Consider the following 23,851-nt stretch of genomic DNA (forward strand, 5'->3'; position numbering starts at 1 on the left):
CACGCTGAACAACCACCTCAAGGTCTACGACTACGGCGCCACGGCGACGTTCACCGCGCGCCTGGGTAGCACGTACAAGAACCGGACGGTGGAGTTCTGGGCCGATCCGTACGGCGACGACCAGGGCCGCCGCCTGCTGAAGAAGGTCGTGGTCGACAGTCGCGGGGAAGCCACGGTGGCACTGAAGGTGCACCGCAACACCGCGGTCCAGGCGATCTTCACCGGCGACGCCCTGTTCGCCGACCGATTGGCGGCCTCGGTCGTGTACGTGAAGGTCCCGGTCTCCCTGGCCGCGACCAACCACTACACGACCACGAAGATCGACGGCGTCGGCTACAAGGTCTTCCGTAAGAACGCCGGCCCGATTCTCACGGTGACGATGCCGAAGCACCCGAACCGGACCGCCTACCTGGCTACCGAGGTCTTCGTCCAGGGCAAGTGGCGGGCGCAGGGTGCGGGCTATGCGCGGCCGGACGCCGCGGGACGTTTCCAGGTTCGCATGAACACCACGAACGCCGGCGGTCTGCGTTTCCGGGTCCGTGCCGCCTACGTCGCCGGTGGCTCCGGCGACAACCTGAACGCCACCTCCTACACCCCGTACCAGTACCTCTACATCAGCAAGTAACGCCAGCCGGAGCCCGCCGCGAGGGTCGTCACGACTCTCGCGGTCGGGGGAACGGTGGCGTTGCGACGCACCGGGTGCGACTCATCCTTTCGGATGATCAACAAACCTTGCCGATTCGCTTAGGCTGCGCGAAACGCCATCCGTGCATGTCGATGCGCGGCGTTCGTGGCGAATCAGCGGTCTTCACCGAATACGGGGGAACGTCCACATGCGTACCAAGATTGCGGCTGCCACCGCGGCCGCAATGATGGCCTCGTCCGTGGTCCTGGCCGGTGCCTCGCCGGCCCGTGCCGACCAGGGCATCACCATCGCCGCGCAGTCGGCGAGCGACCTCATCGCCGATGGCGTCAACAAGCGCCTCTTCTTCTATGACAAGACCAGCGGGCAGATCGTGGCCATCGGCTACAACGGCGCCCCGCTCGGCAAATACGCCCTGTCCGCCGTCCACGACCTGGCCCTGGCGCCTGACTCGTCGGCTCTCTACGCCTCGCTGCCGGACGCTCACAAGATCGTCGCGTTGAACCCGGCGACGCTGGCGCTGATCGCCGAGTACGACCTCGGCGCCGAGGTCACGCCGTACTACCTCGCTGTCGCCGGTGGGAAGGTCTGGATCGGGCACGCTGAGAGCACCAGTGGCGGAAAGCTCGCCTCGCTGGACGTCTCCGGGGACGCTCCGGTGGTCACCCCGGCCGTGGGCGCCGGTGACTGGCTCTTCCGGGCGCCGCAGCTGGAGACGTCCGCGTCCGGCCGGCTGCTGGCCATCGGGCGGGGCGACCACGTCGTCTTCGATGTCTCCGACGGCACCGCGAAGCCGGTGTCGCGGCGGGCGAGCGACGAAAGCCAGCTGACCGACCTGGCCCTGAGCTCGGACGGCCAGCAGTACGTCACCCTGAACGGCAGCATCCTGACCGCCTACCGGGTGTCCGACCAGGCCCAGCTGGGACAGACGTGGGCACATTCCGGTGTCGGCATCGACCTGTCCGCCGACGGTGTCATCGCTGCCGCGGCCGACCAGTGGTACGGCCCCGACCTGTCCACTTTCACTCCCGGCGCGGGTGCGCTGATCCGTCAGTACGACCTGCCGAACACCGGCGACACCAGCGCGAGCGACGGTTTCACCGCGCAGGCCGTGGCGTGGGAGCCGGGTGGCAGCCGGGTCTTCGGCATCTCGGTCAACTCGCACGACCAGCACACCCTGCGGGTCTACACCGAGCCGCGGCTGAACCTGCCGACGCTCACCCTGGCCGGCCCGGCCACTGCCGCGCGCGCCAAGTCGCTGCTGATCACCGGCTCGCTCAAGTCGACGGTGGCGCTGCCGGCCGGCACTCCGGTGACCGTCAGCCGGGTCGACGTCGAGTCGCCCAAGGGCAAGGTGATCGCCACCCGGACGACCAACGCGGACGGCGTGCTGTGGTTCAACGACGTCCCGCCGGCCGGTGGCCGCGTCTACTACAAGGTCGGCTACGCCGGTGACGCCAAGCACGCGCCGGTCGTCGCCTGGAAGACCGTCGACGTCTCCCGGGCCACCCCCGGCCTGACGATCAACAACAACGGCAAGGTGTACGGGTACGGCTCCACCGCGACGTTCACGGCGAAGCTGACCACCGCGTACAAGAACCGGGTCGTGGAGTTCTGGGCCGACCCGTACGGCACCGACCAGGGCCGTCGCCTGCTGAAGCGGGTCACCGTCACCAACGCGGGCCTCGCCACGGTGTCGCTGAAGGTGGCCCGTAACACCGCGGTCCAGGTGGTCTTCGCCGGTGACGCCCGCTTCGCCGGCCGCGCGGCGACGTCGGTCGTGTACACCCGCGTGCCGGTCACGACGACGCTGACCAAGCACTACAAGACCGCCAACATCGGCGGCGTCAGCTACAAGCACTACAAGAAGAACGTCCAGCCGCTGGTCACGGCCGCGATGCCGTGGTACCCGAACCGGGCGGCCTACCTGCGCGCCGACTTCTGGTACCAAGGTCGGTGGGAGGCCTGGGGCGACATCATGGTCAACCTGAACTCGGCCGGCAAGGCTCAGGTCAACATGGAGACCATGGACTGGGCCGGATACAAGTTCCGGGTGCGTGCGGCGTACCGCACGAACGAATCCGGCGACAACATCAACTACACCTCGTACAGCCCGTACCAGTACTTCTACATCAGTAAGTAACCGAAGCGGGACGCACCGTGGGGTTCATCCGGACCCCGCGGTGCGTTTCCCTTTTCCGGTACGCCGTCCGACATCCGACATCGGACGTACCGTCCGACCCCTGCACGCTCGACGCTGTGTTTATTCGGGGGTGTACCCGTGACCAGGGAAGGTGGCGCAGTGAGCGAGAAGACCTACGCGAAGACGTTCGACGCCGGGGCGGCCGAGTGGCTGCGGTCGGGAGAGTCGAGCGGGGAGTACGTGGAGATCGCCCGCCTGCCCGACGGCGGCGCGGCGATGCGTAACTCGAAGGATCCCGCCACCATCCTGTTCTTCACGAAGGCGGAGTGGGACGCCTTCACCGGCGGCGTCCACGACGGAGAGTTCGACCTCTGAGGTCCGACGAGGATCGACAGAGGGAGCGCCGGCCACGTGGCCGGCGCTCCCTCTGTCGGTGGCCGGATCGCCTGTGCTGCCTGGCGGGACGGCGCAGGCGATCCGGAGCCGATCAAGCCGGGTCGAGGGCCAGCGCGTCGAAGATGAAGTTCGGGCTGAGGAACGTCTCTCCGCTGCTGCCGCTCACCACGGAGATCGACAGGGTGTTGGTGCCGGTCTTGAGGGCGCTCGCCGGGATCGTGTACGTGTAGGTGGTGTTGATCCCCCGCCAGGTGCCGCGGGTGACGTTGCGCGAGTTCAGGTTCGTGGGCGCCGGGGAGGCCGAGGCCGGCGACGTGTAGCCGCCGATCGCGACCGCGGGACGGCCGCCGGCGAAACTGGACGTGGTGGCGATGCGCAGCTTGACGCCCTTGGCCGGGACCGAGGAGAGGCTGAAGCTCAGCGCGGTCGGCGAGTTCACCGACTTGAACTCGGCCATCGGGAACGCGGCGGCGCCGTTGGCCACGCTGTAGCTGCTCGCCTTCCACGCCGACATCCGGCTGTCCGACGGGTGCATCGTCTCGATCTTGTCGGCGTTCCGGAAGCCGGCCGGGGTGCCGTCGAACGTGCCGAGCTGGAAGAGCGTGCCGGCCGCCGGGACGTTGCCGGTCATGGCCAGGGACGTGGTCGCTCCGGCGGTGACGGTGATCGACTTGGGGGCGCCGACGGCGAGCTCACCGGCGTACAGGGTCGCGGTGTAGGTGCCCGGCTTGACGTGCCCGATCACGAATTTGCCGCTCTTGACCTGACCCCGGTACTGCCCGGTGGGGCCGGCCAGCGCGACGGTGGCCTTGAGCCCGTTCCAGGTGCCGGACGCGGTGCCGCTGACGCCGCCACGCTGTGCGTTGGAGAGCATTCCGGGCAGGTACGACGCCAGGAAGTCCATGCTGCGGGCGGTGGGCGCCGAGCCGTCGGTGAGAGTGAGGGCGTACGGCCCGTGCAGGCCCAGCCGCAGCGCCTCGGTCTGCTGGTGACCGCTGAACATGTAGTGGGTGATGTTCACGGCGCTGCCGGTGTCGTTGACCTCGATGTCGCGGAAGAACGGGCCGCCCGAGGTCATGTCGGTGTACGCGGGCAGGATGTACGCGCCGTGCCCGTTGCCACTGGCGCCGAACGGCTTCTGCGCGATCAGCCGTTGCGAGCTGTAGAACTTCGACGCGGTCCGCCCGGCCGCGTTCGCGAAGACGTCCGAGCCCTCGACCGTGGTGGTGAAACCGCCGGTCTTCGCGGCGGCCGGTGAGGTGGTCAGCACCGACGGCTTGAGCCGGGCGATGAACCGGGCCTCACCCGGGTTCAGCGCCTTGCTGATGTTCGTCGCCATGTAGACCGTGTTGTCGCCTCTGCGGGCGAAGTAGTACTGGGTCACGCCGATCGACGTGTTCGCCACGCTCACCAGGATCGAGTTGCCGCTGTTGAACGTCTTGCTGGTCACCGTCGCGGACGACCAGCCGGATTCGAACTGGCCGGCGGCGTAACCGGAAGCGGTCAGCTCGGTGCCGTTGTGCTTCAGCGATGTCATGTTGCCGTTGGCGCCGTTGATCGTGAACGCCAGGCCGGCGCCGGTGTCGAAGCTGACGTTCGCGGCGGCGTTCGCCCAGGGCTGGCCGAAGCCGAGGAGACCGGCGCCGACCAGGACCGCCGCGGAGGTGAGACCGGCGGCCAGGGCTTTGCGGCGCGCGCGGGAAGCCGGGCGCCGGTGTGCGGGGATGGACATGTGAGGTTGTGGTCTTGCAGCGCTGAAAGGTTGCCCGCGAATCCGAACTTCTCCCGAAACCGGCCGGTGCGGCTCACGCCGGGGCGTCACCGGCCGTGACCGTCACCTCGGCCGCGCCCCGCGCCCGGGCCACGTGAGCGGCTTCCTCCTCGATCAGCCGCAGCCCGGCCGGCGTCAGGTCGCCGAACGGCGTGACGGTCAGATCGAGGCGTTTCCGCCCCGACATCCGGGCCCGCCAGACCCCGGCGATCTCGCCGTCGAGCAGCAGCGCCCCCGGGTTGCCGAGGATCCGCCACACCTCCTTCTGCCGGTCCCGGCTGGGCACCAGCAGGTCCCGGTCCCGAGCCTGGAGCAGCGGATCCATCGCCGGGATCCAGCGCACGCCGCGTGGCTGCTGCGCCGACTCCAGCAGGCTCACCGACGACGCGGGAAGCCAGGCGCGGCGACCGTCCACACGCACCTCCGCCAGATCCGCCGGCCACACCCGCTTGATCACGGCGGTCGTGGTGCCCAGGTATCTCGCCACCTCGGCCGGTCCGGCCGGGCCGAGCAGGCGGAGATAGGTCTCGATCAGACGGTCGACACCCTCGTTCACGCTCGGTGACGGTGGCGCGGCCGGGATCGGGCCGAGCATCGCGTCCTTGCCGCGGGCCAGCACCTCGACGCCACCGGCCAGGCCGGCGTGCTGCCACACGCTGCCGGAGATGTGCCGGGCGCCGCAGGACCGGCAGTCGTACGTCAACTCCGCCGGCACCCGGGCACTGACCTCGGTGCTCGCCCGCCCTCTCGGGATCGGCTCGGTCACCACCGCGCGCAGCGCCTCCGCCGTCGCCGTGAACGCCCGTGTCCCGAGACCGCCCGCGTCCGGCGTCTGCCCGCTCTTGATCCGGGCGGCCGCGTCGTCGTCGCCGAGCGGCCAGAGCTGCCGCACCAGGGCGGGCAGGTCGGCGCGGCGGTGCAGATGCGGGGCGCCGCGGGCGGCCCAGACGGTGATCAGGCGGTCGTCGTCTAGGCCGGCGGTGGTGCGGGCGGCCAGCGCGATCCGGGTCGAATCGGGGGAGTACTCCTGGACGCCGAGGTCGAGGACCGGCAGGTCGGCGGGGCGGCTGTCGCTCCGGTCGGACAGCCCCTGCGCGGCCAGCCGGAAGGCCATCACACGTGCGCGATCCACGTCGATCATCGGCGCCTCCACAGCGATGGGTGTGCTGACGCCCGGCGCGGTGGGCGGCCGGACCCCGCACACGGCAACGGGTCTACCGGCGACCGTACCGGCGGGAGGCGACATTGTTGCGGCGATCGTCGCGAGGGCGACCCTCCAGGTACTCCCAGGTGCCCAGGTGAACCGGGCCGTACGGCCCGGCCTGCTCGATCAGCGGCTCGGCCGCCGGCCGATAGCCGCACCGCCGTGCCACCGACGTGCTCCCGCTGTTTCCCCGGTCGATGCGCAGCAGCAGCCGGCGCAGCCGCAGGGTGTCGACGGCATAGCCGGTGAGCAGCGACAACGCCGCCGTCGCCAGGCCCTGCCGGCGAAAGGGCCGCCCGACCAGATAGCCCAGCTCCGCTTCGCGCGCCTCGGCGCCCACATTGAACAGCAGCACCTCACCCAGTGGCCGCCCACCGTCCGCGGTGATCGCCAGCTGGATCCGGCTCCCGTTGACCCGGCCCTGATGGGCCCGCCGCAGATAGGCCAGGCCGGCCGGCACGTCGAACGGTGAAGGCATCAGCGTCCAGCGGGCGATGTCCGGCTCGTCGAGGAGCGCGACCAGGTCGTCGAGGTCCTCCCAGCGCCATTCCCGCAGGACGATGCCGGTCCCCGTCAACCTCAGCGGGTATGGCAGGGGACTGACGGTCACCTGTCCAATCGTGCCGGTAGAGCCCCTTTGCGGCTAGTGGCGATCGATATCAGACTCGTCGGATCCCTGATACCGATCTCGGTGGGTGGCCTGCTCAGAGTCGCTGGGCGGTGATCTCGAACCCGGCGGTGCGCAGCCGGTCGACCAGGGCGTCGCCGATGGCGGTCGCCGGGGTCAGCACGCCGCCTCCGGAGTCTGGCAGCCGGTCCCGGTCCAGCGCCAGGGCCAGCGCGGATTCGCCGAGCATGACGGCTGTCGCGGCGTACCCCGGATCGCCTTCGGCCTTGACCCGGGAGCGGTAACGGGCCCCGGACGTGGTCCGGGTGAAGACGTCCACGGTGAAGTGTCCGTTGCGCTGCGTGCTCTCGCTCGGGCCGGTGCCCGGCGCGGGCAGGATCCGGTCCAGGACGAACCGGACCGGCGGCACCGCGAAGCCGATCACCAGGCCGTTCAGCACGGCCTTGGTGGCCAGGGCGAGGACCGGGGCGGCCGGCGAGGTGCCGACGCTCATCACCTCGCGGTAGCGGAACGAGCGCCCGTACGCCCAGTCGCGCAGCGCGTTGCTGCGTCGCACCACCCGGGTGTTGTAGGACGCCATCACGAACGGCGCGAGGTGCCCGCGCAGGCTCGGGTCCACGTCGGAACCGGCCAGCGTGATCATGTCGGGCTGACGGCCCAGGTCGGGCTCGGTCTTCCGGTCCGGGCTCAGCGAGTACGGGCTCGCCCCGATCGCCCGCAGCCGCCGGTCCTTCTTCATCACGTCGACCTGGTGGCGCATCGAGTCGATGGTGCCGCCGCTGACCCCGCCGCGCATGCTGGTCACCACCAGCGTGGTGTCGGTCAGTTCCCCGGCGTCGTCGGCCTGCACCTGTGCATGCAGAACATGGACTCCGATATCGGACGGGATCGAATCGAAGCCGCAGGAGTGGACGATCCGCGCGCCGGTGCGCCGGGCGGTCTCATGGTTCTCGTCGATGCTGTCGCGGGCGAACAGCACCTCACCGGTGAGATCCACGTAGTCGGTGCCGTTCTCCGCGCAAGCGCGGGCGAGCGGACGACCATATTTCGCGTACGGGCCGACGGTCGTCACCACCACGCGGGCCCGGCAGGCCATCGTGGTCAAGGCGGCGTCATCGGACGCGTCGGCGACCACGATGGGCCAGTCCAGGCGGAGGCGCTCCAGTTTCGCCGCCGACCGTCCCGCCAGCGCGATCCGCGTGCCGGCAGGCGCGTGCGCGGCGAGGTGCCGTGCCACCAGGGCGCCGACGAAGCCGGAGGCACCGTAGACGATCACGTCGAATTCGCGCTGTCGATCGCTCATGGCTGCCGATTGTGCACCTTCGGTGGAGGGATGGGTACCCGTTGCGCCACGCCGAGATCAGCTAAATATCCACACAAAGGAAGATCAAAGCGGCTAATTTGTGACCTACAACTCCATTGCCGCGTCTTGAACTTGTCAGTCGAGCGCGGCGAGTCGGCAGCCCGCTGCGGCGGGCACCGTGGCCGGAACGCCGAATCCTGCCGCCGGCCACGGATCAACGAACCCATCGGCATGGAGCGGGGGACCCAAGAGTTCCTCGGCGCTTCGGCGCCTCGGGGTGAAGCCGCATCACGCGACCGGGCACCTCTGCCCGAACCCGACAGCTGACCTCGCAGGCGTGGAGGACAGAACTCATGGCTCAGACAAGTAAACAGCTGCACCGCGCCCTCGGACTGGTCGCCGTCTGCCTGGCCGGCAGCGTCGCCCTGGCCGGCCCCGCCGCCGCCACCGGCTCGGACGGGGTCAACTGGGACGCCATCGCACAGTGCGAGTCCGGCGGGAGGTGGGGGATCAACACCGGCAACGGGTACTACGGCGGGCTGCAGTTCAGCGGGAGCACGTGGCGCGCGTACGGCGGCGGCAGATTCGCCAGCACCGCCAACCGGGCCACCCGATCCGAGCAGATCGCCATCGCGCAGCGCGTGCTGCGCGGGCAGGGACTCGGCGCGTGGCCGTTCTGCGGGCGGCGCAACGCCTTCAAACCCGCGTCGCGCAGCACGATGCGCCTGGTCTCCGCCCACCGGAGCACCACCCGGGCCACCGGCCGCACCTACGTGGTCCGGCCCGGTGACACCCTGGCCAAGATCGCCGCCCGACACCGCATGTCCGGTGGCTGGCAGGCGCTGTACCGGGCGAATGCCGGCACCCTGCGCAGCCCGCATCACCTGGTCGTGGGACAGCGGCTGCGGTTCTGAACACCCCCGGGAACGACTCCGGCCGTCCCGCGGCAAGGCGGGACGGCCGGAAGATCCTGTGGGCCCGGCGCGACTTGAACGCGCGACCTACCGCTTAGGAGGCGGTTGCTCTATCCACTGAGCTACGAGCCCGACGAACCTGAGGGTACCAGCCGGAATCGGCGGGCCGTCCCGGTCCGTCAGTTGGCGTCGACGCGTTCGCAGCCGGTGACCGTGTCACTGCGCGTACGCAGGCACGCGTCGCCGGAAGCGCCCTGCGCGCCGCCGCTCAGCAGGTCCTTCTGGTCGCTGCCGCCGTCCCGGCCGTCCAGCGAGTCGTTGCCCGCGCCGCCGTACAGCCGGTCCGCGCCGGCCCCGCCGTCGAGGCTGTCGTCGCCGCCGTTACCGACGATCGTGTCGTTGCCGTAGCCGCCGCCCAGCACGTCCGCGCGGGCGGTGCCGTAGAGCACGTCGTTGCCGTAACCGCCGTAGACGCCCTCGACGTCGGTACGGATGGTGTCGTGCTCGCCCGCCGCGCCGTCGTCCCGGGACACCCCGTCGGCGTCGGCCACGATGGCACGCTGGTAGCCGTAGGTGATGATGTCGCCGTCGGCGCCGCCGGAGAACACGTCCGCGTCGGCACGGATCTGGTCGCCGTAGGGCTCCAGCGGGCTGAAGACGTCGCTGCCGGTCTCGCCGTAGAAGACGTCGTTGCCGCCGCCACCGAAGAAGCTGTCGCCGCCGGCGCCGCCGTAGACGACGTCGTTGCCGAACCCGTCCTCGATGTTGTCGGCGCCCGCACCCCCGGAGAGCAGGTCGGCGTCGTAGCCGCCGTCGAGGCGATCGTTGCCGCCCCCGCCCCAGATCCGGTCCCGCCCGCGGTCGCCGCTCAGCCGGTCCCAGGCGGTGCCGCCGGCGATGCTGTCGTCGCCGATCCCGCCGCTCGCCACCATGGGCAGGCCGGAGCTGTTGGTGATCGCGTCGTTGAGGTCGTAGGTGTAGGCCTCCACCAGGGCCGGGACGCGGCCGTTGGCGCAGCGGACCTTCGTGGCGTCACCGGCGACCGCCTTGCAGCCGGCGCCCGCCTTGACGGCGACCCGGTCGTCGATCGTGATGGTGTTGCCGGAGCGGGTCACGACGACGTTGTTCTGCTTGCCGCTCGCGGCCCGGAAGAGCACCTGGCTGCCGCTCATCGAGGCGGCGCCGGTGGTGGCTGCCTGGGCCGGCAGCGCGAACAGGCTGCTGCAGGCGGTGACGAAAAGGATGACGCCTGCCGAAGCCGGGCGGATGGTGCGCGACACGTGGACCCTCCCCAGGGATCCGGGCGGTGATCGATCACCGCACGGTAGCGACATGTTAGAACGGTACCGTTACGACGTCGCTACCCGGATCGAAGAATCAGTTCTGCAGGTTCACGTACTCGGGGTGGTCGAGCAGGAAGGCCGCGACCTTGTCCTCGCGGACCGCCTGGAAGAACTCCTTGGTCGAGGGGACGAGCTCCTCACCGAGGTACTTGCCGCCGCTGGAGAACCGGCCGCCACCGGGGAGCTTGATCGTGGTCATGTCGTCGACGTTGAGACCCCTGAGGGCCAGCGCCCATTCCAGGACGGTGTGACCGCCGCCGGAGAAGGTCAGCGAGTCGCCGGCCGCGCTCATCACCTTCATCAGCTTGGACGGGCTGGTGATCACGTCCTTGCTCATCGCCTGCTTGGCCAGGGCCTTGACGAACTGCTGCTGGTGGCGCTGACGGTCGTAGTCGCCGTTGGGCAGCCCGTACCGCTGCCGCACGTAGTCCAGGGCCTCCCACGCCTGCAGGTGGTAGGTGCCCTTCTTGTAGACCTTCTGCACCCCGATGTACGGGTGATCGCAGCTGTGGTCGGCACACCGGGCCAGCCGGTCCCGGCCGCTGCCGTCCGGTTTCAGGTGCTCCGACTTCACGTCCTGGTCGATCGTCATGGTGACGCCGTCCATCGCCTCGACGATCTTCTTGAAGCCGCCGAAGTTGACGATCGCCCCAGCGTCGAACTTCTTGATGCCGGTGTAACCGGTGACCGTCTTGGCGAGCAACTGGAAGCCCTGGGAGGTGCTGTACTTGCCGTCGCCGACCCGGCTGCCCAGTGACATCGCCGAGTTGATCTTCCCGCTGCCGCCGCCGAAGCCGCTCTTGCTGAACTCCGGGATGTCGACGTAGAGGTCCCGGGGCAGCGAGAACAGGTAGACCGTGCTCATGTCGGCGGGGATGTGCGCCAGGATGACCGAGTCGGAGAGCGGAGCGGTGTTGGTGTCGCGCGGGTCGATGCCGACGAGCAGCATGTTGAGTGGGCCCTTGATCTCCGACTTCTCCTCGGGCGGCGCGGCGGCGTGCGCCGGGTCGGCCTCGAAGATGGTGTCGTCGGTCACCGCGTCGGTGTAGTTCGAGATCAGCGATTGGGCGCCGGCGACGGTCCCCACGCTGGCGACGATCAGGACAGTTCCGAAGATCGTGCTCAGACGTGCCCAAAGTGGCGCGCGCCGTTTGACCGATTTCGCCACTGATCCGCCGTTCCGCTCGCGCTCGAAGGATCTGCATTTTTACACACGGAAGCAGTGATGAGCCCGGGCTGATTCTGTGATCGACGCGGGCTGAGGCGAAGCGGGCGACCGGATCGGATCAGCTCGGAGTCGTCCTTTTCCGGAATGAGTCAAGAAAACTCGAGGCGCCTCACGTTGCGGGGAGGTGACCGGCATCCTAAGACCCGGCGTCCGTACAAACGCGAACCATGAACGGCCAGGAAAACCTGCTTGTCAGGTGGCCGCCTTCGCCGTTCCGTTACCATTCCGAGGATCTTTCGTCACCAGCGCTACCTACGCTGCGGCGGATCTACTTCCTTCGGAGGGTCAACCTCGATGCGTTCTTACCTACGCAGCGTGGATGACGCCGGACGGCCCTTCCCAGTACTGAAGACCCCCTCGGGTCTGCGTGCGCTGGGTGCCGCCGTCCTGGCGACCACGCTCGGACTCAGCCTCACCGGCCCTGTCTCCGCTGCCCCGGACGTCCCGTTCATCAGCGAGATCCACTACGACAACACGGGCACCGACAGCGGCGAGGCCGTTGAGATCGAGGCCCCGGCCGGGTACGACCTGAGCGGCTGGCAGCTCTACCTCTACAACGGCAACAACGGCGCCACCTACACGCCGACCACCACCTTCACCGGGGTCGTTCCGGCCTCCGGCGTGGTCGTGCAGAACGTCGCCGGCCTGCAGAACGGTGCGCCCGACGGGCTCGCGCTGGTCAAGCCGGACGGCACGCTCGCCGAGTTCATCAGCTACGAGGGCGTCGTCACCGCGACGAACGGCCCGGCCGCCGGGCAGACCAGCGTCGACATCGGAGTCTCCGAGTCGGAGGCCACCGCCACCGGCCTGTCGCTGCAGAAGATCGGCGGTGTCTGGAAGGCTGCCGCGACGAGCACCTTCAACGCCCGGAACACCGCCGCGCCGCAGGAGCCCGAGGAGCCGGAGGAGCCCGGCGCCGGCTGTGCCGCCGCGATCACCCACACGATCGCGCAGGTCCAGGGCACCGGCACGGCGAGCGGCCTGGTCGGCTCGGCCGTCACCGTCGAGGGTGTCGTCACCGCCGACCACCGCACCGGCGGTTACAACGGCGTCTACCTCCAGACGGCGGGCAGCGGCGGCGACCGTACGGTCGCCGCCGGCACCGCCTCCGACGGTGTCTTCGTCTACCTGACCGCGACCGCCGCGAACCACCCGTCGGTGGCGATCGGCGACGTGATCCGGGTGACCGGCACGGTCGGCGAGTACAGCGGGCAGACCCAGATCACCATCGGCGCCAAGGCCGACGTGCAGGTCTGCTCGAGCGGCGCGACCCTGCCGGCCCCGGTCGCGCTGGCCCTGCCGCTGACCGACGAGGCCCGGGAGTCCGCCGAGGGCATGCTGGTCGCCCCGGTCGGCGCGTTCACCGTGTCGGACGTCTACAACACCAACCGGTTCGGCGAGATCGTCCTCGCCGCCGGCAGCGACCCGGCCCGGATCCCGACCGACGTCGCCCGCCCGGGCAGCGACGCCGCCAACGCGCGGAAGGCCGCCAACAAGGCCGGCCGGATCCTGCTCGACGACGGCCGCACCACCAACCTGGCGACGGCCGCGCTGCCGCCGCCGTACTTCTCCAAGACCGAGCCGCTGCGCGTCGGCGACACCGTCGAGAAGTTCGGCTCCAGCGTGCTGGCGTACGGCTTCAGCGAGTGGCGCCTGCAGCCGGCCACCCCGGTCGACGCGAACACCCCGGCGGTGTCCCGGACCTCCTTCAAGGCCACCAACGCGCGGACCAGCGCGCCGGCCGAGGTCGGCGGTGACATCAAGGTCGCCAGCTTCAACGTGCTGAACTACTTCGTCCACTTCGGTGGCGAGGCGCGCGGCGCGACCACCCCGGCCGCGTTCGAGAAGCAGGAAGCGAAGATCGTCTCGGCGATCACCGCCCTGGACGCCGACGTGATCGCCCTCATGGAGATCGAGAACTCGGTCCGCTTCGAGGAGACCGACACCCAACTGGCGCTGAAGACCCTGGTCGGCAAGCTGAACGCGGCTGACGGCGCGGGCACCTGGGACTACGTCCGGTCGCCGGCCGAGCTGCCCGGCGCGGCCCAGCAGGACTACATCACCAGCGCGATCATCTTCAAGCCCGGCTCGGTCACGCCGAAGGGCGCCTCGAAGTCGATCAACGACGAGACGGTCTGGAGCAACGCCCGCGAGCCGATCGCGCAGACCTTCACCGCCGGCGCCATCGACTTCACCGTGGTCGCGAACCACTTCAAGTCCAAGAGCGCGTCGGTCACGCCGACCGGCGACAATGTGGACACCGGTGACGGGCAGGGCGCCTACAACGGCGACCGGATCCGGCAGGCGCAGTCGCTGGCGACCTTCGTCGCGGGCCTCGGCACCGACAAGGTGATCCTGCTGGGCGACTTCAACTCGTACGGCCAGGAGGACCCGCTCCAGGTCCTGTACGGCAAGGGCTACACCGACGCGCACCCCGAGGACAAGTACTCCTACGTCTTCGGCGGCGAGTCGGGCTCGCTCGACCACGCCCTGGTCACCGACGCGCTGAAGAGCCGCGTCACCGGCGTCGACATCTGGAACATCAACTCCGTCGAGTCGTTCGCCTTCCAGTACGACGGCTACGGCCCGTTCTTCGAGAACGGCCCGTTCCGTTCCAGCGACCACGACCCGGTCGTCGTCGGGCTGGAGACCGGCGCGACCGGCCCGGTCGACCTGCAGCTGCTGAGCATCAACGACTTCCACGGCCGTCTCGAGTCGCCGTCGACCGTCAACGGCCAGGCCGTCGGCGGCGCCGCCCAGCTCGTCGGCCTGGTCGACCAGCTGCGTGCCGCCAACCCGAACACCGCCTGGGTGTCGGCCGGTGACAACATCGGCGCGTCGACGTTCGTCTCCGCGATCGACGACGACAACCCGGCGATCGACGTCCTGAACGCCGGTGGCCTGGCGGTCTCGGCGGTCGGTAACCACGAGTTCGACCGGGGTCTCGCGGACCTGACCGGCCGGGTGTCCGAGCGGGCCGACTTCCCGCTGCTGGGCGCGAACGTCTACAAGGACGGCAAGCGCGTGCTGCCGGCGTACGACGTGCAGAGCCTGGGCGGGGTGCGGGTCGGCTACATCGGTGTGGTCACCGAGCAGACCAAGGCGCTGGTCAACCCGGACGGCATCGTCGGTGTCGAGTTCCGCGACGCGGTCGCCGAGGCGAACACCGTGGCCGCGCAGCTCTCCGACGGCGACCAGGCCAACGGTGAGGCCGACGTGCTGGTGCTGCTGGCCCACGAGGGCGCCGCGACCGAGAACATCGCCACGGCGGAGGCCCTCCAGGCGGACCCGGTGTTCGGCAGGTACACCCGGGTGAGCGCCGAGATCGACGCGATCCTGAGCGGTCACACCCACCAGCCGTACGCCTTCCAGGTCCCGGTTCCCGGACAGCCCGGCAAGACCCGCCCGGTCGTCCAGGCCGAGGACTACAGCGAGAAGCTGGGCAAGGTCGTCCTGACCTACGACCCGGCCTCGGGTGACGTCACCGCCTCCACCAGTGAGCTGATCACGGTGGCCGGCTACCCGTCGAACGCGGCGGTCGCGAACATCGTCGCCGCGGCCAAGGCGAACGCCACCGAGCTGGGCAAGCGGACCCTCGGCAAGATCAACGGGGACATCCTGCGGGCCTACACCGCCACCGGCGCCGAGAACCGTGGCGCCGAGTCGGTCCTCGGCAACTTCATCGCCGACGTCCAGCTGGACCAGACCAGTGCTCCCGGCCGTGGTGGCGCACAGATCGCCTTCATGAACCCGGGTGGTCTGCGGGCCGACCTGAAGTACGGCGCCGACGGCACGATCACCTACTCGCAGGCCTTCGCGGTGCAGCCGTTCTCCAACGACGTGGTGACCCGGACCCTCAAGGGCTCGGCGATCAAGAACGCGCTGGAGCAGCAGTGGCAGCCGAAGGACGCGGCCCGGCCGTACCTGCACCTGGGCGTCTCGAAGGGCTTCACCTACTCCTTCGACGCCGGCCGCCCGCAGGGCGACCGCATCATCGCCTCGTCGATCAAGCTGAACGGGGTCACCATCGACCCGAACGGCGACTACCGGGTGACGACGAACTCGTTCCTGGCCGGCGGCGGCGACAACTTCCCGGCTCTGGCCAGCAAGGTCGACGTGGTCACCACCGGTGAGAACGACCTCACCATGCTGGTGAACTACTTCGCCCAGAACACCCCGATCACCGCGGACACCACGCCGCGGGCCACCGCCGGTGTCTACGACTCCACCGCGCCGACGGGCACCTACGCCCTGAACGCGGCGGCGATCTGGCCCGGCCAGACGGTGACGCTGACCGAGAGCGCGCTCGACGACGACGTCAGCGACAACGCGAAGATCACCCGAGTGGTCAACTGGGGCGACGGCAGCGCCGCCCAGACCCTGGCGGCCGGCGCGACCACGGCGGAGCACACCTACGCCACGGCGGGCAGCTACCCGGTGACGGTCACCCTCACCGACGAGGCCGGCAACGCGGCCACGGTCAGCGCGTCGACCGTGGTGGTGGCGGCGCAGGCCGGGACGTACCAGCTGGACAAGAAGTCGGTCTGGCAGTCGCAGTCGGTCAGCCTGGGCCTCAGCGGCGTCACCGGCGCCACCGAGGTCACGGTGAGCTGGGGCGACGGCACCACGACCAGGACCTCGGTGAACAACGCGAGCGTGTCGCACGCGTACCTCAAGCCGGGGATCTTCACGGTCAAGGTGACGCCGGCCAACCCGGCGGGCGCCGGCAAGGCCGTCACGGTCGGGACCGTCCTGGTGGTCAAGGACGTCTTCGCGCCGGAGATCCGGCTCGACGAGCCGCGCCACGAGGAGCGGGTGTCGTCCTGGCAGACCCTGACCGGCACGGCGTACGACAAGGGCGCCGGGGTCGCGACGGCGAACGTCGAGCTGGTCCAGGAGCGGTCCGGCAAGTGGTACTACTTCGCCGCCGGCAAGTGGACCAAGGCGAACTCGGAGCGGGACGCCGTGGCGAAGGCCGCGACGCTGACCGCCGTCCCGGACGCCAAGGGCGCCTGGAGCCTCGCGCTCACCGGCGTCGAGCGCGGCAAGCTGAAGATCAGCTACTGGGCTGAGGACACGGCCGGCAACGACGGCAAGGTCCGCGTACACACCGCGCGCATCACCAAGTAGTAGGTCGCAGAGAAAGGCCCCCGCCGTCCGGCGGGGGCCTTTTCGCGTCTATTCCCATCGATACGAACCATCGGCAGATGTGGCGATCGCCGCCGGCGGCGCCACCACCCAGGTCACCAACAGCCGCACGTGGGCGATCGGCTGGCTGGCCGCCGCCCGGGCGCAGAACGGCTCCCGCTCACCCGTCTACCGGAGCGCCGCCCTCGCCGGCGCGGTGCGCCAGATCCTGATCACGCTGACGCCCACCCCGCCCGCGTACGCCCTCGCCACCCAGTACGGCAACCGGGTGGCCCGCCCGTTCGCCCTGCGCAGCGCGGGCCAGTACCGGCCGGCCCCGCCGGCCCTCGGCTCGCCCCGGTACGAACGCGACATCGCGGAGGTCAAGGCGTACGGCGCGGTGGACAGCACGGTCCGGACCCAGGCGTAGCCCCTACACCATCCCGAGCCCGTCCGCACCGGGCGTGACCCGCACCTACACCGACTGGCGGGCGCCCAGTCAGGAGAACGTCGACGCCCGGGTCTGGTCCGGTATCCACACCCGCACCGCCGACGAGGCCGGTATCCGGCTGGGCCGGACGTCGCCGCGCACACCCTCCGGAACGCCGGGCCATTGCTGACCGGATAACTCTTCCGCTACGTGACACGGCCGGCGCGCCCGCACCGGCCGTATCACCCCGCGCAGCCGGTACTTTGATCACCGGCTGACGTGGGAGGACGGATGGGCGTTCGGACGGGTCGATCCTCGTGGATCGTCCTCACCCTCGGACTGGGGATCCTGGTCCTCGGCGTCGTCCTGCTGCTGAACGACACGGCCACCTGCACCACCACCGAGATGCGCGCCGGCAACCAGTGCATCACCGTCGGCGACGGCGGTGGAGTGGTCCGCTCCCTGGAGCGCCAGGGCGACGACAGGTTCGCCGCCCTGCTCGCGATCGCCCTCGGCATCATGGTGGCCGGCGCCGGCGTCTGGCTCACCTTCTTCGCCGACCGCTCGGTGGTCCCGGCCACCGGGGTGGGCGACCGCATCGAACTGGCCCGCCGGCACGGCTGGAGCTTCGTCGACGTCGACCCCGAGCTGCTCGCCGACTGGAGCGACACCCCCGATTTCGGCGAGGGCCGTCCGGCGTACGCGGTGCTGCGTGGCACGTACACCGAACTGGACTTCGTGATCTTCGACTTCCGGCGGCCGGGCACCGGCGAGCTGAGCACCGCCTGGATCGTCTATCTGCCGGTGCCGTCGCGGGTCTTCGTCACGTGGGCGACGGCGCAGGAGCCGCTTTACCGTCACCCGCTCAACATGGTCGGCGTCCGCACCGACGCGATCGCCGACATCGGCGCCCGGCTGCACCGGTCCACCGAACCGGACAGCGTCCTCCGGCAGGTCCGCGCCCTCGCCGAGATCGTCCGCCGGTTCGAGGCTCAGAAAGCCGCGAACTCCTGATCCTTCCGGCCCGGTGCCGCTTTCGGTAGCACCCGCAACCGGGCAGCGACCGGACGGAACACCGTGTGGCTGAGAACGTCAGGGCTGCCGGAACGCCGTCTCGGCCCGATGCCGCCGCAGCCGGTGAACGGCGGCCGCAGCGGTGATCACGGCCCAGGTCGCCACGATGGACGCGGCGATCCACCACCCGACCACGCCCAGCACGACGGCGACGGCGGTGATCACGGCGGCGATGATGAAAAGTGGCAACGCTGGGCGAGCGGTCGATGACACGCTGAAGTTTCCGCCGCCCATCCGGGCGCAGAAGTCGGGATCGTCGCGCCGAAGTTGCCGTTCGAGGGCCGCGAGCCGCCGAGTGTCCTCTTTGCTGAGCATGTCCGCCACCTTCCGGGCCGCCGAGCCGGTGAAAGCATGGATCGAGACTGGGCGATCCCGATCAGAGCCCATTGTTACCTCTGAGTTGCCGCTGTGATACGTCTGCGTGTGCCGAATTTTCGGTCCGTTCCGTTCCGGACGGCGGGACCTGCGGAAACCCCCGGCATCGGGTACAACGCCCCGCGATCGGAAGATGACGCGCTGCTTGATCAACGTGTTGACTTCGACCGCTCATCGCGGCCGAAGTCAACACGCCAGGGGTTCAGCTCTTCGGTGCGGTCAGGTCGTAGAGAGTGGTGCCGCCGACGGTCTGCGGCGTGAAGTTCGCCGTCACCCACTCGGAGATCCAGGCGCTCTCGTCACTGCCGCCGTTGCCGCCGCCGCGCGCGAACCCGCCGCCGCCGATGAAGTAGTGGATCTCTCCGTCCGCGACGTACTGCTGGAACCGCGCCAGCGTCGGTGACGGGTCGGTGCCGTTGAAGCCGCCGACCGCCATCACCGGCTGCTCGGTGGCGAGCTGGTAGCCGGACGCGCTCTGCGACCCGATCGCCGCGGCCGCCCAGGTGTACCGGTCGGCGTCGCGTTCGAGCAGCGCCTTCACCTCCTCGCTGACCCGGGCGGCATCGAGCAGCCCGCCCATGCCGCCGCCGCGGGCGCCTCGCCCGTCCTGTCCACCTTGTCCGAAGCGCTGGCCGCCGTCTCGGGGACCGCCGGCCGGCGGGACGCCGTCTTGTGGGCGGGCGCCGCCACCGGGGAAGCCGCCCCCGTTCGGCCCGCCCCGGCCGCCGCCCGGCATCGCGCCCCGGCCGCCGGCCACTGCCGGGCCAGCTGACGGGATCGATCCGGTGTGCGGCTCGGATGCCGTCTGCACGGCGTAGGCCGCGGGTCCTGCGAGGCCCGCGACCACCGCGACGATCCCGGCGACCAGAGCCGGCCGCGCCGGCAGGCGCACCGACAGCGCCAGCGCGACCGCCGCCGCCAGGCCCACGATCAGCACCGGCAACCGCAGCCACGGCAGGAAGTCGGCGCTGCGGCCGAGCAACGTGTACGACCACCAGGCGGTCACCGCGGCCGCCACGGCCAGGGTGAGCGCCGCGACCAGGTTGTCCCGCCGTTTCCACAGCAGCCCGGCACCCATCCCGACGACCGCGCCGATCGCCGGCGCCAGAGCCACCGTGTAGTACGCGTGGAAGATCCCCTGCATGAAGCTGAAGATCAGCCCGGTGGTCAGCAGCCACCCGCCCCAGATGATCAGTGCGGCCCGCCGTGCATCGGTCCGTGCCCGCCGGGCGGTGACGACCAGGCCGGCGACCAGCAGGATCAGCGCGGCCGGAAGCAGCCAGGAGACCTGGCCGCCCTGCTCGCTGTCGAACATCCGGGTCCAGCCGATCGCGCCCCAGCGGCTCGCGGCGTTGCCGACGCTGCCGGTCTCCTCGCCGTTGAGCCGGCCCAGACCGTTGTAGCCGAGGGTGAGTTCGAGCAGGCTGTTGTTCTGCGAGCCGCCGATGTAGGGCCGGGCCGACGCGGGCACCAGGTCGACGATCGCGATGTACCACCCGGCGGACGCGATCATCGCGGCCAGCGCCAGCAGCAGCTGCACGATCCGCTTGCCGATCCTCGGCGGGCCGGCGACCAGGTACGCCAGGCCGAACGCCGGCACCACCAGCAGCGCCTGCAACTGCTTGGCCAGGAAGGCGAACCCGACCAGCACACCGGTCAGCACGATCCACTTCGTGGCGCCGGTCTCGACGGCGCGCACCGTCGTGTACGCGCCGGCGACCATCGACAGCACCAGCAACGCGTCCGGGTTGTTGAACCGGAACATCAGCACGGCGACCGGGGTCAGCGCCGAGACCAGCCCGGCGATCAGGCCGGCGGCCGGGCCGAAACCGCGGCGCACGGTGGCGTAGAGCAGACCGGTGGTGGCGACGCCGAGCAGCGCCTGCGGGGCCAGGATGCTCCACGAGCTCAGCCCGAACACCCGCACCGACAGTGCCATGATCCAGAGCGCGGCGGGGGTCTTGTCGACGGTGATCGAGTTCGCCGCGTCCGACGAGCCGAAGAAGAACGCCTTCCAGCTCTCCGAACCGGCCTGTACCGCGGCCGAGTAGAACGCGTTGGCCCAACCGGACGCGCCGAGACCCCACAGATAGAGGACCGCGGTCAGCAGCAGCAGAGCGTAGAGGGAGGGCCGGATCCAGGCGGCGTCCGAGCGTCCGAACAGGACCTTGGCCCAGCCGGACCGATCCCGGGACGGTTCAGACGGCGGTGGGGCGTCGGCAGGCACGTCCATTGCCACCGGCGACAGCGAGGTCATCGAGATTCTCCCAGGGAACTGGCGGACTCGTACCCGATGAAGAATCGATCGACGTGCTGTCGCGCCCTTGTGCCCCGACTGTGCGATCCCTGAGAGTTCGCGTGTTGATTTCGGGCGCGCAGAGCGCCCGAAATCAACACACCTCCGGGATCAGAGCGCGCGGCGCTTCGCCGACGCGGTGGCCAGCCGCTCCAGCACGCTCACCGTGGCGTCCCAGCCCATGCAGGCGTCGGTGACCGACTTGCCGTAGGTGAGCTCGCCGCCCAGGTCCTGCCGGCCCGGCTCCAGGAAGCTCTCCAGCATCACGCCGCTGATCGCCCGCTGACCGGACTCCATCTGCTGCGCGATGTCCTCGGCCACGATCGGCTGCCGGTTGTGGTCCTTGTTGCTGTTGCCGTGCGAGCAGTCGATCACCAGACGTTCCGGCAGACCGGCCTTGCGCAGCAGCGCCAGCGACGACTCCACGTCCTCGGCGCTGTAGTTCGGCTTGCCGCCGCCACCGCGCAGCACCAGGTGACAGTCCGGGTTGCCGGCGGTGTGCAGGATCGCCGGGGTGCCCGAGTAGTCGATGCCGGGGAACACGTGCTTCGCCTCGGCGGCCTGGATCGCGTCGACGGCGGTGGAGACGCTGCCGTCGGGGCGGTTCTTCATGCCGATCGGCATCGACAGGCCGGACGAGAGCTGGCGGTGAACCTGCGACTCGACGGTCCGGGCGCCGATCGCGCCCCAGGCCACGGTGTCGGCGATGTACTGCGGGGTGATCGGGTCGAGGAACTCCACGGCCACCGGCAGGCCCCGCGCGACGACCTCGAGCAGCAGCTTGCGGGCGATCCGCAGGCCGGCGCCGACGTCACCCGAGCCGTCCAGGGCCGGGTCCATGATCAGGCCCTTCCAGCCGACCGTGGAACGCGGCTTCTCGAAGTACACCCGCATCACGATCAGCAGGTCCTCGCTGAGCCGCTCGGCCTCGACCTTCAGCCGGTCCGCGTACTCGCCGGCGGCCTCCGGATCGTGCACCGAACACGGGCCGACAACCACGATCAGGCGCTGATCTCGGCCATTGAGAACGTCTTCGACCTGCTTACGGCCGGCCAGCACGGTGTCGTGCAACTCGGACGTCAGCGGCAGCTCGTGGTGCAGAAGCGCCGGGCTCATCAGCGGGACGACCTTCTCGATCCGCTGGTCACGGACGCGCTGCACCTCTGGGGCGGTCATGGTGATCTCTCTCCTTCGACCGGCCCTGGTCAGAGCCGGTTTGCTCGGGGCAAACAAAAAGGCAGCGACATCGTCGCTGCCTTCGCCGGCTCTGGCTGGTGCCTCAGGTCATGCGGTCATGGCCGAGGCACCGGCGTGAGCCGGCCTCGTAAACCAATAAAACGACCACGTGCGAGACATGCCAGTGAGCATAGCCGGGTCACCGGACCGGATGCAGCATCCGCGACCCCTGTTCAGCTGATGGGACGACAGGGGGTGGGCCGAGCGGCAGCATCACGGTGAAGACGGTCTGGCCCGGACGGCTCTGCACGCCGACCTTGCCGCCGTGCGAGGTGACCACGGCGTGCACGATCGACAGACCCAGCCCGGTGCTGCCCGCGGCCCGCGAGCGCGAACCGTCGCCACGGGTGAACCGCTCGAAGATCCGCCCGACCAGATCCGGCTGGATACCCGGGCCGTCGTCGATCACCTGGATCACCGCCGCGTTCGGCACCGCGCCGATCTTGACGGTCACCGTCGAACCTTCCGGCGTGTGCGTACGGGCGTTGGCCAGCAGATTCGCCACCACCTGATGCAGCCGGGCGCCGTCGCCGAGCACCGTGACCGGCTCGTCCGGCAGATCCAGCTGCCAGTAGTGACGCGGCCCGGCGGCGTGCGCGTCACTTGTCGCGTCGACGGCCAGCATGGTCAGGTCCACCGGGTCCTGGGCCAGCGGACGGCCGGCGTCCAGACGGGCCAGCAGCAGCAGATCCTCGACCAGCGCGGTCATCCGCTTCGCCTCGGACTCGACCCGGTTCAGCATGTGCGAGATCTCGTCCGGCAGCACCTGCCGGCTGCGGCGGCTCAACTCGGCGTAACCGCGGATCGCGGCGAGCGGAGTGCGCAGCTCGTGGCTGGCGTCCGCGACGAACTGACGCACCTGCATCTCGGAGGCGTGCCGCGCCTCCAGAGCGTTGCCGACGTGGTCGAGCATCCGGTTCAGGGCGGCGCCGACCTGGCCGACCTCGGTGCGCGGGTCGGTGTCCTCTTCGGGCACTCGCTGCGCGAGGCGCACCTCACCGGCGTCCAGCTTCAGTTCGGCGACCCGCGATGCGGTGGCCGCGACACGATCGAGAGGCTCGAGGGTACGGCGGACGATGAGCGCCCCACCCCATCCCGCGATCAGCAGCGACCCGAGGATCACGCACCCGGTGAACCCGGCGACCGTGAGCAGGGTTGTGTTGACCTGCTCCATGGAGACACCGACGTAGTAGGTGCCTCCATTCTTTTGGACGGCCAGGGTCATCCGGTACTCGGGATGGTCGCCCCCGAGGTCCACGTCGGCGTTGGCGCCGTTGGTCGGGACTTCCTCGATGACCGTGGCGATCTCGGCGTCGCTGAGCGCGACGTAGACGTCGGTGCCCTGGACCTCGGAGAACTCGATCCGGCCGCCGGTGAACGTGCCGTCGGCCTGCTGCTGCAGCACGATCGCTTCGCCGGGTAGCCGGGGTGGGTCACCGCCGTACCTGTCGGTGAATGGTCCTTGGCCGGGCTCCTGCGAGCCGGACGAGGCCGGTCGTCTGGAGCCGCCGTCGGGTTGGGAGACGAAGAATCCCACGCGCTTGGCGGCGTCCGCCAGCTCGATGTCGAGTTGCTTGTGCAGGGACCGGTAGAGGTAGACCTCAGCGGTGCTGCCGACCACCAGGCCCAGCACGGACAGCAGGGCGATCATGATGGCGACCAGCCGGGTGCGCAGGGACCAGCCCGCAGGGCTGTACCAGCGGGCCGGCCGGCGGATGGAAGTGGCGGCAGCGCTCATGA

General features: G+C 70.0%; 18 protein-coding genes, 1 tRNA gene and 1 riboswitch. Of the genes, 8 read left to right on the top strand and 11 right to left on the bottom strand.

The window, feature by feature from the left end; translation table 11 throughout:
- The 3 genes from Aut01nite_RS03585 to Aut01nite_RS03595 form a co-directional block, all read left to right on the top strand.
- A partial coding sequence (locus tag Aut01nite_RS03585; RefSeq protein ID WP_043531266.1) for a hypothetical protein occupies positions 1-625 on the top strand: 625 nt, incomplete at its 5' end.
- Between the two features lie 208 nt (positions 626-833).
- Complete coding sequence (locus Aut01nite_RS03590; RefSeq protein ID WP_043531263.1) at positions 834-2,786, top strand: YncE family protein; 1,953 nt, start codon at positions 834-836, stop codon at positions 2,784-2,786.
- A 159-nt stretch (positions 2,787-2,945) separates the two neighbouring features.
- Entirely contained in the window at positions 2,946-3,161 is a 216-nt protein-coding gene (locus tag Aut01nite_RS03595; RefSeq protein WP_043531261.1) for a DUF397 domain-containing protein, read from the top strand.
- Between the two features lie 112 nt (positions 3,162-3,273).
- Here the strand turns inward: Aut01nite_RS03595 and Aut01nite_RS03600 are convergent, their stop codons facing one another.
- The 4 genes from Aut01nite_RS03600 to Aut01nite_RS03615 all read right to left on the bottom strand — a co-directional run bounded on the left by Aut01nite_RS03600 (position 3,274) and on the right by Aut01nite_RS03615 (position 8,088).
- Entirely contained in the window at positions 3,274-4,914 is a 1,641-nt protein-coding gene (locus tag Aut01nite_RS03600; RefSeq protein ID WP_052164395.1) for a rhamnogalacturonan lyase B N-terminal domain-containing protein, read from the bottom strand.
- Positions 4,915-4,987: 73 nt separating this feature from the next.
- Positions 4,988-6,094: a DNA glycosylase AlkZ-like family protein gene (locus tag Aut01nite_RS03605; protein WP_043531259.1), complete on the bottom strand. Its 1,107-nt coding sequence runs from the start codon at positions 6,092-6,094 to the stop codon at positions 4,988-4,990.
- Between the two features lie 73 nt (positions 6,095-6,167).
- Complete coding sequence (locus tag Aut01nite_RS03610) at positions 6,168-6,767, bottom strand: GNAT family N-acetyltransferase (RefSeq protein ID WP_043531257.1); 600 nt, start codon at positions 6,765-6,767, stop codon at positions 6,168-6,170.
- 94 nt (positions 6,768-6,861) lie between these two features.
- Positions 6,862-8,088, bottom strand: coding sequence for a saccharopine dehydrogenase family protein (locus Aut01nite_RS03615; RefSeq protein WP_043531254.1), 1,227 nt, complete (start codon positions 8,086-8,088; stop codon positions 6,862-6,864).
- A 178-nt stretch (positions 8,089-8,266) separates the two neighbouring features.
- Positions 8,267-8,441, top strand: a riboswitch (cyclic di-AMP (ydaO/yuaA leader).
- Between Aut01nite_RS03615 and Aut01nite_RS44200 the strand changes: the two genes are divergently transcribed.
- Positions 8,442-9,002, top strand: coding sequence for a LysM peptidoglycan-binding domain-containing protein (locus Aut01nite_RS44200; protein ID WP_043531252.1), 561 nt, complete (start codon positions 8,442-8,444; stop codon positions 9,000-9,002). It begins immediately after the preceding riboswitch.
- Positions 9,003-9,061: 59 nt separating this feature from the next.
- Here the strand turns inward: Aut01nite_RS44200 and Aut01nite_RS03625 are convergent.
- The 3 genes from Aut01nite_RS03625 to Aut01nite_RS03635 all read right to left on the bottom strand — a co-directional run bounded on the left by Aut01nite_RS03625 (position 9,062) and on the right by Aut01nite_RS03635 (position 11,513).
- A tRNA-Arg gene (locus Aut01nite_RS03625) sits at positions 9,062-9,134 on the bottom strand.
- Between the two features lie 47 nt (positions 9,135-9,181).
- Positions 9,182-10,282 (bottom strand): calcium-binding protein, encoded by a 1,101-nt coding sequence (locus Aut01nite_RS03630; protein ID WP_052164394.1) that lies wholly within the window; start codon positions 10,280-10,282, stop codon positions 9,182-9,184.
- A gap of 97 nt (positions 10,283-10,379) precedes the next feature.
- Complete coding sequence (locus tag Aut01nite_RS03635) at positions 10,380-11,513, bottom strand: LCP family protein (protein WP_043531251.1); 1,134 nt, start codon at positions 11,511-11,513, stop codon at positions 10,380-10,382.
- Between the two features lie 375 nt (positions 11,514-11,888).
- Here Aut01nite_RS03635 and Aut01nite_RS03640 point away from each other — a divergent pair, with 375 nt between their 5' ends.
- From Aut01nite_RS03640 to Aut01nite_RS03655, 4 genes are all read left to right on the top strand, one after another.
- Complete coding sequence (locus Aut01nite_RS03640; RefSeq protein ID WP_236643081.1) at positions 11,889-16,703, top strand: ExeM/NucH family extracellular endonuclease; 4,815 nt, start codon at positions 11,889-11,891, stop codon at positions 16,701-16,703.
- 79 nt (positions 16,704-16,782) lie between these two features.
- Positions 16,783-17,130, top strand: a complete 348-nt coding sequence (locus tag Aut01nite_RS03645; RefSeq protein WP_043531249.1) for a hypothetical protein — start codon at positions 16,783-16,785, stop codon at positions 17,128-17,130.
- A gap of 34 nt (positions 17,131-17,164) precedes the next feature.
- Positions 17,165-17,320 carry a hypothetical protein gene (locus tag Aut01nite_RS03650; protein ID WP_201775612.1) on the top strand — a complete coding sequence of 52 codons (156 nt, stop codon included), beginning with the start codon at positions 17,165-17,167 and terminating at the stop codon, positions 17,318-17,320.
- Between the two features lie 101 nt (positions 17,321-17,421).
- Positions 17,422-18,144 carry a hypothetical protein gene (locus tag Aut01nite_RS03655; protein ID WP_043531247.1) on the top strand — a complete coding sequence of 241 codons (723 nt, stop codon included), beginning with the start codon at positions 17,422-17,424 and terminating at the stop codon, positions 18,142-18,144.
- 78 nt (positions 18,145-18,222) lie between these two features.
- Here the strand turns inward: Aut01nite_RS03655 and Aut01nite_RS03660 are convergent, their stop codons facing one another.
- The 4 genes from Aut01nite_RS03660 to Aut01nite_RS03675 form a co-directional block, all read right to left on the bottom strand.
- Positions 18,223-18,519: a DUF3040 domain-containing protein gene (locus Aut01nite_RS03660; RefSeq protein WP_043531340.1), complete on the bottom strand. Its 297-nt coding sequence runs from the start codon at positions 18,517-18,519 to the stop codon at positions 18,223-18,225.
- A gap of 262 nt (positions 18,520-18,781) precedes the next feature.
- Entirely contained in the window at positions 18,782-20,836 is a 2,055-nt protein-coding gene (locus Aut01nite_RS03665; protein WP_043531245.1) for a glycosyltransferase family 39 protein, read from the bottom strand.
- A 150-nt stretch (positions 20,837-20,986) separates the two neighbouring features.
- Positions 20,987-22,051, bottom strand: a complete 1,065-nt coding sequence (locus tag Aut01nite_RS03670; RefSeq protein WP_043531243.1) for a 3-deoxy-7-phosphoheptulonate synthase — start codon at positions 22,049-22,051, stop codon at positions 20,987-20,989.
- A gap of 199 nt (positions 22,052-22,250) precedes the next feature.
- Positions 22,251-23,849, bottom strand: coding sequence for a sensor histidine kinase (locus Aut01nite_RS03675; protein WP_043531241.1), 1,599 nt, complete (start codon positions 23,847-23,849; stop codon positions 22,251-22,253).
- Positions 23,850-23,851: the final 2 nt, after the last annotated feature.

It is taken from the genome of Actinoplanes utahensis, from assembly GCF_016862455.1.
Classification (GTDB): domain Bacteria; phylum Actinomycetota; class Actinomycetes; order Mycobacteriales; family Micromonosporaceae; genus Actinoplanes; species Actinoplanes utahensis.

Coding starts and splice junctions, on each gene's coding strand:
- Aut01nite_RS03670 (WP_043531243.1), bottom strand. CDS start 22,051: ATGACCGCCCCAGAGGTGCAGCGCGTCCGTGACCAGCGGATCGAGAAG.
- Aut01nite_RS44200 (WP_043531252.1), top strand. CDS start 8,442: ATGGCTCAGACAAGTAAACAGCTGCACCGCGCCCTCGGACTGGTCGCC.
- Aut01nite_RS03605 (WP_043531259.1), bottom strand. CDS start 6,094: ATGATCGACGTGGATCGCGCACGTGTGATGGCCTTCCGGCTGGCCGCG.
- Aut01nite_RS03600 (WP_052164395.1), bottom strand. CDS start 4,914: ATGTCCATCCCCGCACACCGGCGCCCGGCTTCCCGCGCGCGCCGCAAA.
- Aut01nite_RS03655 (WP_043531247.1), top strand. CDS start 17,422: ATGGGCGTTCGGACGGGTCGATCCTCGTGGATCGTCCTCACCCTCGGA.
- Aut01nite_RS03660 (WP_043531340.1), bottom strand. CDS start 18,519: ATGCTCAGCAAAGAGGACACTCGGCGGCTCGCGGCCCTCGAACGGCAA.
- Aut01nite_RS03615 (WP_043531254.1), bottom strand. CDS start 8,088: ATGAGCGATCGACAGCGCGAATTCGACGTGATCGTCTACGGTGCCTCC.
- Aut01nite_RS03590 (WP_043531263.1), top strand. CDS start 834: ATGCGTACCAAGATTGCGGCTGCCACCGCGGCCGCAATGATGGCCTCG.
- Aut01nite_RS03665 (WP_043531245.1), bottom strand. CDS start 20,836: ATGACCTCGCTGTCGCCGGTGGCAATGGACGTGCCTGCCGACGCCCCA.
- Aut01nite_RS03675 (WP_043531241.1), bottom strand. CDS start 23,849: ATGAGCGCTGCCGCCACTTCCATCCGCCGGCCGGCCCGCTGGTACAGC.